This window comes from Nostoc sp. DedSLP04 (genome assembly GCF_034530775.1).
Lineage (GTDB): Bacteria > Cyanobacteriota > Cyanobacteriia > Cyanobacteriales > Nostocaceae > Nostoc.
The window spans coordinates 57,483-66,883 of sequence record NZ_JAVRCL010000046.1; the positions used below are offsets into that span (position 1 = coordinate 57,483).

The 9,401-nt window shown below is 40.6% G+C and carries 6 protein-coding genes; 4 read left to right on the forward strand and 2 right to left on the reverse strand.

Translation table 11 applies throughout. The annotated features are described in order from the left end of the window. Window positions 1–109 precede the first annotated feature (109 nt). Both RMX89_RS23605 and RMX89_RS23610 read right to left on the reverse strand, forming a co-directional pair. Window positions 110–1,975, reverse strand: coding sequence for a serine/threonine-protein kinase (locus RMX89_RS23605; protein WP_322690667.1), 1,866 nt, complete (start codon window positions 1,973–1,975; stop codon window positions 110–112). A 46-nt stretch (window positions 1,976–2,021) separates the two neighbouring features. Next, window positions 2,022–2,411: a hypothetical protein gene (locus RMX89_RS23610; protein WP_322690662.1), complete on the reverse strand. Its 390-nt coding sequence runs from the start codon at window positions 2,409–2,411 to the stop codon at window positions 2,022–2,024. A gap of 311 nt (window positions 2,412–2,722) precedes the next feature. Here RMX89_RS23610 and RMX89_RS23615 point away from each other — a divergent pair, with 311 nt between their 5' ends. The 4 genes from RMX89_RS23615 to RMX89_RS23630 form a co-directional block, all read left to right on the forward strand. Next, window positions 2,723–4,243: an NB-ARC domain-containing protein gene (locus RMX89_RS23615; RefSeq protein ID WP_322690663.1), complete on the forward strand. Its 1,521-nt coding sequence runs from the start codon at window positions 2,723–2,725 to the stop codon at window positions 4,241–4,243. 15 nt (window positions 4,244–4,258) lie between these two features. Further along, a complete protein-coding gene (locus RMX89_RS23620; protein ID WP_322690664.1) occupies window positions 4,259–4,591 on the forward strand; it encodes a fertility inhibition FinO-like protein in 333 nt (110 codons plus the stop codon). A gap of 655 nt (window positions 4,592–5,246) precedes the next feature. Continuing rightward, complete coding sequence (locus tag RMX89_RS23625; RefSeq protein WP_322690665.1) at window positions 5,247–6,653, forward strand: hypothetical protein; 1,407 nt, start codon at window positions 5,247–5,249, stop codon at window positions 6,651–6,653. A 304-nt stretch (window positions 6,654–6,957) separates the two neighbouring features. Beyond that, the coding region (locus RMX89_RS23630; RefSeq protein ID WP_322690668.1) for a DUF3854 domain-containing protein at window positions 6,958–9,401 on the forward strand (2,444 nt) is incomplete at its 3' end.

Here is a 9,401-nt window from a genome sequence, read left to right on the forward strand (position 1 = left end):
ATATGCAAGTTAATAGCATACAAGAATTAGAGAGATAAAAAAAGGTGTTTAGAATTGTAAATTGTAATAATAATTTGTTACTCTTGAGAGGCTATTAAATTCAAGAAGCTTAATCTTGAATTAAATTAGGAGCTTTTTGTCTAATTCTTTCTATTATTTCGGCTCGCCAGATGAAAACTTCTGGTTCTCTAGATTCAGTTAGCAAACAGGCTTCCCAGGAAAGCCAAGAGTTATCAAAATCACCTAAAATTCCCTGCACTTTTGCTAGCAAACAGTGGGTAGATGTTTTTTGAATATCTAATTCTTTTGCTTTCTCTAAATATCGCTTTGCCTCGCTATATTTCTTCTGCTCAAATTTTGCCCAACCTAAATTTTTATACAAAACTGCTTGCCATCTGGGATTTGTAGTTTTTTGTATTCCTTCTTGGGCGAGAGAAATTGCTGTATTATAATCACCTTGTAGAATTTTTACTCTAGATAAATTATTGATAGCAATTATCGCTTGTCTATTAATTTTTATGGCTAACTGGTATTGTTGCTCCGCTAAATCATATTTCATTCGTTCATCGTAGTAAGTTCCCAAGCCATAATGCCCTTCCCAATTATCAGAGGTTAACTTAAAAGCCTTTTCATAACTATCTATTACACACTGAGAATTTTGTAATTGTTTACACACAATACCTAAATTATTATATGATTCTACATTTGTGTCATTATATTTAATTGCTAATTCATAGTATCTTTTAGCTAATTCTAGACTCTTCGTACTACGAAGTCCTTTTTCAAAATAAAATTTGGAAATTGTGTATCTGGCTTGAGGATTAATTTTTATAGCTGATTCAAAAAACTCTTGTGCGGTCTGAAAATTATTTGCTGCCTCAGCCTTCTCCCCTTGAGACAGTAAATATTTAGCTCTTAGTGGTAATAATACTTTGAAAGTCACAAGGACTGTCAAAATCATAAATCCAATTACTGCGCTGACTCTGAACGTTTTAGACCTCGTTACTCTATAAATTTTACTTTGCTGAGGAAGTATTTTTAACCGTTGCAGGATAACTTCAGTAGTTGGTGGACGTTGCCCTGGCATGGGAGCCATCAACTCATCAATAAAATCAGCAAAAGGTTTATCAATCTGCGATGCTTTATTTCTCCAGATTAATCGTCCTGTTTTTTTGTCTGTCGGCAAACGTGTCAATGAAGTACCAGTAACTAGACGAACAAAAGTCCGGCCTAAAGCAAAAAAATCTGATTGTGGAACTGCTTTACCATAAACTTGTTCTAATGGAGTGTAATAATAAGAAACTACAGTTGTAATTTCATAATTTCCTACTCTTGTATCAGTTCCTCCACTTGCACTAACTTTAGCTAAATACGTATCAGTTATTCGTCGTGCAGTTCCAAAATCAATTAATGCAAGTTCCCCTTTTGGTTGAAGAATTATATTTGCAGGTTTAATATCTCTATGAAAAAATTCAGTATGGTGTACTACATCAAGTATCTCAACTAATTGACGTAGCCATTCTAATGCTTGAGCTTGGGAAATCGGTTCATTCTCTTTTATCCATTCTTCTAAGTTTTGTCCCTCAATTTTATCCATTACTAAGCAACGTAGTTCTAGAGGACTATTATTCGGCACAAAACTGAAAAAATCTTCAACATCACATTGAGGAATATTTGGATGTTGGATTAGCCGTAAAGCACCGAATTCCCGCTTAATTAACTCACGAAGCCTAGTCGAATTCCATTTGAGAACTTTCATGACTCTTCGCTCACGAACCGGATGCCATTTCGTACCAGCGTCATCTACCTCAAAAACTTCAAAGTAGCTTCGAGGGTCATAAGTAAGCTCTCTCAATGGCTTAAGTAGTCGAATACGGTTATTAATCAGCAACGGACTACCACAAGATAGACATATTTCAGTATTGTCAGGATTTTTACGTTGCTCACAAAGGGGGTTTATACAATAAAACGACATACTTGCCAAGTATAAATTTATGCTTTAGGCAGTTGGTAAAGAGTGTTTATGTCTTACTGCCTGAATACAGATACAAGTAACCATGACAATTTACGCTAATTACTCTCCCTTTACATTGCTTGAATTTTTGTGATTTGTAAAAATTTTTTTTGAGCACAGGGATGCAATCTAAAAATTCCCCCCCTGGTTTGCCAAAAGGCAGGGAGTTTTCATACGAAAAAACAAAAATACCTAAGTCTTGATTTCTCGTTTTGTAGCATAGCTTTTTACCCCGCTTCCATTCCTCTTCCCGAAGTGGAGAGAGGCTTTGAAACCCAGTTTTAGTTTTTCTCTGGTTGTATGAAAATACCCTGCCTCTCGCTTTACCAAAAGGGGCGACAGCGCCAATATCTCTATAATTGGGACATTTTTTCGAGAGCGAACGCCAAACAGACATGAGTACCTTCCTGTCCACAAAAAATGCAACAACAACGGGGACAAGTAGCTTTAGGCCAGTATCACAATAATACTTTTACTACTCTCAATGAAAAGCAAGTTACTATGACTTTGTGGCTCTTATCTTTCCGTAGATGCCCTGAATTCGATCAAACCTGTATAACGGTTAACTTAGTACTTTTTTGAAAAAATTAACCATAAATAGTAAGATCAGGTATGATTGATTGCAATCTAACATACTCTAAAAACTAAGCCTCGTTCGCGGAGAGCCTCTTCACGAGCATTCACTGTAGCAGAGGTACTTGCATAGCTATGGATTTTACTATTGAATCGGAACTTCAATCTCCTTTTTCTTCCTCTGTCACTTTTGGAGAGCAGGAACTTTCATCTGATCAATCATCATCTCAAGGCGTATTTCCAATAACAGAGACTTTTAGGCTAGCGCTGGTCGTAGTAAATGACTTAGTTTTTGCCAAAAGAGGCAAGTACTTATCTAAAACTGAAATGCTCGTTATCAAAGGGGCATTGAATGATCGAGAGTACGAGGAGATAGCAAGCCACTCAACTTACAGCTTAAACTACATACAGCGCACAGTAGCACCCCGTTTATGGGACATACTTTCAGAAACTATAGGGGATGGCGAACGAGTGGGTAAAAAGAAGCTTTGGTATTTTTTAGAGCAAGTTAACAAAAAGTATCATATTCAATCCGCCTCAGACGAAAAACAAAGGCTTCCTGTCGATGATTTAACACCAATTATTAGAGGTAAACTGCCCGACATATCTAGCTTTTATGGGCGAATACAGGAACTAAACTCACTAAAAGAATTGATAAGTAACGAGCGTTGCATATCCTTAATAGGAATTGCGGGTATCGGTAAAAGCGCATTGGTTGCGAAATTGATAAAAGAAGTTAGTGCAAGGAAACAATCAACATTTGATAGCTTAATCTGGAAAACCATTATTCATGCACCATTACTTCAAGATTTAGTAGCCGAACTCTTAGAACTAACTCAACCTTGCCAGCCTGATTTAGGTTTACCTGAATATACCCAGGAAATGATTTCAGTATTGATTAAACGCTTACAATCACGCCGTTGTCTGATAGTACTAGATGGTTTTGATTCTTTATTTCAGAAAAATAACTTTCAGCAAAGACTTGAATATGGAGTATTTTTTCACCGATTAATAGAAGAAGAACATGAAAGCTGCATACTCTTAACTGGTCGAACTTGGCCTGATGAACTTGATAATGTTATAACAGCAAAACAACCTTTTCATTTCTTAAAAATCCAAGGTTTAGACATAGATGCCGCAATGCAGCTTTTATCTAGCAAAGGATTGACGGATAAAGAAAAGTGTAACCAATTAATTCAAACGTATCGCGGAAATCCTTCAGAACTCGAAGCAGTAGCTAATCGAATTAACCACTTCTTTGGTGGTAATACCAAAATGTTTTTTGAGAATCCAACTACGCTTGTTAGTAGTAATTTTGAGGTAATCCTTAATCAACTGTTTGGAGAATCATTAAGCAGTACTCAACGAGAAATTTTAATTTATATAGCAGAAGAAATAGTCGGAAATCAACAATCCATTAGTTTTACTAAACTATTGTCTGGTATTAAACAGAAAAATCCAGAATGTGTATCAACTTTAGAATTAATCAAAGCGTTAGAAAAACTTGAGAATCAGTCATTAATTGAAAGTATCAAAGACCCAGTTACTAAAGAAATCAGTTTTACTCTCCAACCAATTATTAAAAAATACATCAAGACAGATCCACAAGGGTTAGTGCATACATCTTATGGTTCACCATTAGCGTTCGCATCTTAACACAGAGAGGTATGTATGATTTCAGGAAAGCTAGAAGTAACAAGCAAAATCAATGAACTACCTGAAGCAAAAACGATAGAGAACAACTGGCAACAGTTCACCATTGACTGTGATGGACGACGTATCATTAGCATCACAGTCAAGCCTAACATTTGGAAGGAACTGACCGATGCTGCCAGTAATTACCCTCTGTGGGTAGCAGCAATCGCTGGTAAACTCGGTCAGCAAACAGAACATGGGTTCATATTAGAGAAACCCAGCATACAAGTTTTCGAGCGCAAGCCCAAGGCAGAAACGACCTCTGCGGTAGGTCTGCTTCTTGAAAAAGTGATTACCCAATCAGGGTAAGCTAGAACGAAGAATAGTAAATATGGAGGAGTCAGACAAAGAAAAATCAGAATCTCGTTAGATACCGAAAGACCACAAGTTATGTAAAATCAAGCTAATTGAAAGGAGGTATGGAGATGAAGATACAACAGTACGAAAATTTAACGCATAAAGCGCCACTAAGGAGTAGCGCTTTGTGCGGGTCTTAAATTCCATATAACCTCAGAGCGGGGTTATCTCACGAAAACCGAACCAGTGGTACTTAAAGTTTGACCGCTTTTACCCACTGACTGGTTAGACGAGATTGAATCCGCTGCTTCTCGTATTATACGAGAAGCTGCACGAAACTCACCAGTTTCGTGTGGCAATTTTTGTTGTTGAAATTCATAAGTTTCTGTAAAGTTAAGTTTGATTAAGAAATATCCCGAATTTCGTAGCAAAAAGCAGTAGCAGTGCGAATAACAGTTACCAGTTACCAGTTATCAGTTGGAATTTACAGTCCTTGATAACTGTTGACTGATAACTGATGTAACCCCCTCTGAAGCTTGTAAACCAAGTTATCAGGGAAAAATATCGTGAAAAATAACTTATGCCCAACACACCTTGGTGTCGGGGTTCAGGTGACATCAAAATTTTTTTCAAACACCTCTCCTAGTGATAATGACAGGAGAGAAGTATGCTGACACTAGATAGAGAAACTAAATCAGCACTTCATTACGATGACCTTAACAGCAGTATCAAAGACACCTTCGCTACCATAGACCAATTTGAGTTGCAAGCAGTAGAACAGATTCGCCTCATGCATCATGAGCGGATGTACAGAGTCGCTGGGTACAAAAACTTTGAACAATATTGCCAAGGCGAATTGCATGTATATGGCGGCTATCGGCGTATAAATCAACTTTTAGGGGCTTCAAAAGTTATTGTTGCAGCAGGGGAGTTGGGGCCACAGATTAAAAATGAGCGCCAAGCCCGTCCTCTTTTGAGGTTAGCCAAAGAGCCAGAAAAACTTATTGCTGCTATAAGACTGGCTTTGGAATTAAACCCAGACCCTAGTGAATCAGATTTCGCAGCTGCGGCAAATACAATTGCTCCAATGCCAAGAGGAAAAAATAAATTCCATCAGGAACCATTGGTTCCGAAAAATGCCATCACAATTTCATCACCAGAACATCCCCGTTATGGGGAATCCGGAGTGATTTGTGCAGACGCACCGAATAATTCGCAGCAGATTGTGACTTTCGCTGATGGTGAAAGGCTGTTGGTAAACAACACTGATTTGGATGACGCAATTGTGTCCGAATCGACTGAGCGTACATATCCTAAAGAATACACGGAAGCGATCGCAGCACTCAAAGAGCAACATAAGCTTGAGCTAGAGCGCCTCTCTCAGGAATTGAGGATTGGACTACAAGCAGAGGTTAAGGCTAGAGCCGAAGCCCAAGTAAGTGAGCAAATCCAATCTCTGCAAAACCTGTACAGGCAACAGAAGGAGGAAAATATCCAGTTGCAGCAGCGCTTAGACGAGATGGAATCGCTACGGCAGTTGGAAACTGAGAACCAGCAGCTAAAAGAGCGCATTCGGGATTTGGAAAACGCCTTTGAGCCGCATCAATTACAAGACTGGGGGAATACCTATACCAAACAAGGGGCTAAAGCGTTAAACAAGAAGGTTCAGCAAGCACTGGAGAAGACAATTGATTTGAGAACTCTGGCAGCCGAACCACCCAAAGAAAATGCGACTGAATGCCTGCGCCTCATGGGTATGGCTTTGAAAAACCTAAGCGTTGCCATGAACAATACCCAAGCGCTGGAAGCTGCGGCGATAATTTTGGGTACTAGTCCCACACAGTCAGCCGTCGCAACAAGGACGGAGCAATTACAGATGCTACCTGTGGCTATTAGGGAAATTAGGCAAGTACTTGCACGTATTGAGTTTACATGGCTTGACTTTTGGGCTGTGGCTGAGAAATACGAGGTGATAAAACCTGACTACTGGGCTGAACTTACCACTCAGGAGACTGATTTAATCACACAAGCCCAAAAAAACAGTGAACAGTTAACAGTAAACAGTGATAACTGATAACTGATAAGCTAATCGTCATTCATTTTTCCAGACTGACTCGCTCGTGGTAAGCGGCTCTAGCCCTGGGTTTATGCAACTTAAATGCTCATTAGCTTAACTGATAACTGATAACTGATAACTGATAACTGATAACTGATGACTGATGACTGCGGCATAGGTGCTGCAAGTCGCTCACAAAGTCATGGAAAAATTTAGGAGAAAAGTGAATACAACAACTTATATTGCACTTAACGGTGGCAACAAAAAACCATTCGAGCCTAAACCAGATTGCAAGGTATCAGTTGAGCAGAGGGAACACCCAATTGAATACCCAAACAATCTCACGCCTGCCGAGTACCATGAGTTGCTAGCTGGTAGTGCCATTCATCCAGCACTGATTGAGAGCAGTTTCTTCCACATAGAAGGAGAAACAATCTACGACTACCTGTTCATCTCTGACAAAATCCCTCGCAAAAATGCCGGTCGAGTCACGGATGCATACATAAGGCAATATCAGCATCTATTACTGGGGGGAACATGGATTCAATCTCTTGACCCATTCAACAATTGGCAAGCAATGGAGTGGGGGCGGATTAAGCCCAACTTCCCGCGCTTTGATTGGCAAACAGGTAAACCAGTTAAATACGAGTCGCCACCTAAGACAGCCAACCGCGTTACCTATTTCGATGTTCCCAACTGTATTTGGGACAAAGTTGCAAAACGTTATTTAATTAAGCGCTATCACTCAGTTTTGGCGCTACGCTTGCTGGATCAACTCAATCCACTAATATTTTGGGAGTGGGTGAAACAGCATCCAGAGATTCCGATTATCTTATGCGAAGGGGAAAAAAAAGCCGCTTGCTTGCTTAGTTTAGGGTTTGTAGCGATCGCACTCCCAGGAATTTGGAACGGGCGCGTGGGCAAACAAGATTTTGATGAACGGTTGCATCCTGACTTAGTACCGATGGCTCAGGCGGGGCGCAAGTTCATTATTTTATTCGACTACGAAACTAAAGCTAATACCCGTTGGTCAGTTTACCAGGCAACGGTACGGACTGCAAAAGCAATCGAATCGGCTGGTTGCTTATGTGAAGTTGCATTACTGCCGGGGCCAGAAAAAGGCGTTGATGACTTTGTTGTGGCGCGGGGCGAAGATGCTAACGCTTTACTGACCACAATCATCGATGATGCCAAATCACTTGCCGATTACCAGCGCTCGTATCGGGCTAAGAAATGGGGACTTAGCAAATACAAACCAGATGTCACTATTAATATCAAGTATCTCTCTGAGGCTTTGTGCATTCCTGAACTTGAAGAAAAATGCTTGAGAGTGCCTGAGCTTTATGATCTTGAAAAGGAACAACTTTTCACGCCATCTATTAAAGGACATCAAAGAAACAAGGAGTCTACCGATTCTGGTGGAGTTGATACATCCAAATCGAAGAAATCCCCTACCTTCAATTTCCCAAAATCAGGACTAGTCGTACTCTGGAGCGACATGGGTACTGGCAAAACTGAACTCATGCGCTGGTGGCGTGACCAAAACCCCGATGCGCGGTTCCTCAACAATGGACATCGGGTTAACTTGTTGAAAAATCTTGCCGAACGTTTGCAGACGGCGATGTATTCAGACTTGGGTTACACAGGTTTAGCCCAGGCTCAAGCCCTTAGTATTACTATCGACAGCTTGCATAAGCTGAATACTCAGTCTCTCACCTACGGCTGCATATTTATAGATGAAGCTTGCCAGTATCTCACCCACCTACTACACAGTAATACTTGCAAACAGCACCGTGCAGCAATCCTAGAAGTACTGGAATATATAGTATACAACGCGCCACTGGTCGTCATCGCTGATGCACACATGGATGATTTAACGGTAGATTTCTTTCTTGCAATGCGACCCAAAGGTGAAGTACCTTACATTATCAAAAACGAGTGGCGAAACGGGGAACGCACAATTTATTGGTACGAGGGGGATAATTCAAGTGCGCTGGTTGCTCAAATCTCGGCAGCGCTGATGCTTGGTGAGAAAGTCATGGTTGCCAGTGACAGTAAGCGTTTCATCAAAAAACTCGACAAATCCTTTACTATCAAATACGAAGAATCTAGTAGTTCACCAAGTGAACTTGGCGGGGTGCATGTTAAAGGGGATACTTCGACTGCGCTCAGTAACCGGGAAAAGGAAGAATTAACAGATTCCTCCGCCCTTTCCCCCTTACCCCTTACCCCTTGCCCAGCCCGTAGGACTTCATGGCGTATCTGGTCTGTTCATTCAGATAATTCTGGCAGTGATGAAAATGTTGCTTTCATCAAAGATATCACCAACGCCGTCAAAAACTTTGATGCCTTGTTCACCTCTCCCAGTCTCGGTACTGGTGTCGATATTTCCCAGTATCATTTTGACTTAGTATTTGGTGTGTTTCACGGCGTTTCCCAAACCGCTACCGAATGCGCCCAACAACTGTACCGCTATCGTCCAAAAGTCCCGTTTCATATTTGGGTGGCCCCGCGTCCTCCCTTTGGTTACAAGGATACTAATGCTACTAAGATTAAAGAGCGCTTGCTCCAAACCAATGAAATGACCGCTTTTCTGTTGCGGATTGACCGTCAAACAGGCAAACGCGGAGCCGAGAAAGATTGGGCGCTTGAGGCTTATTGCCAAATTATGGCTAACCGTCACTATTCTCTCAATAATCTGCGTGATGATCTGCGATCGCTTCTCACCGAAATGGGCAATACATTTATATATGTGGGCAGTGATTC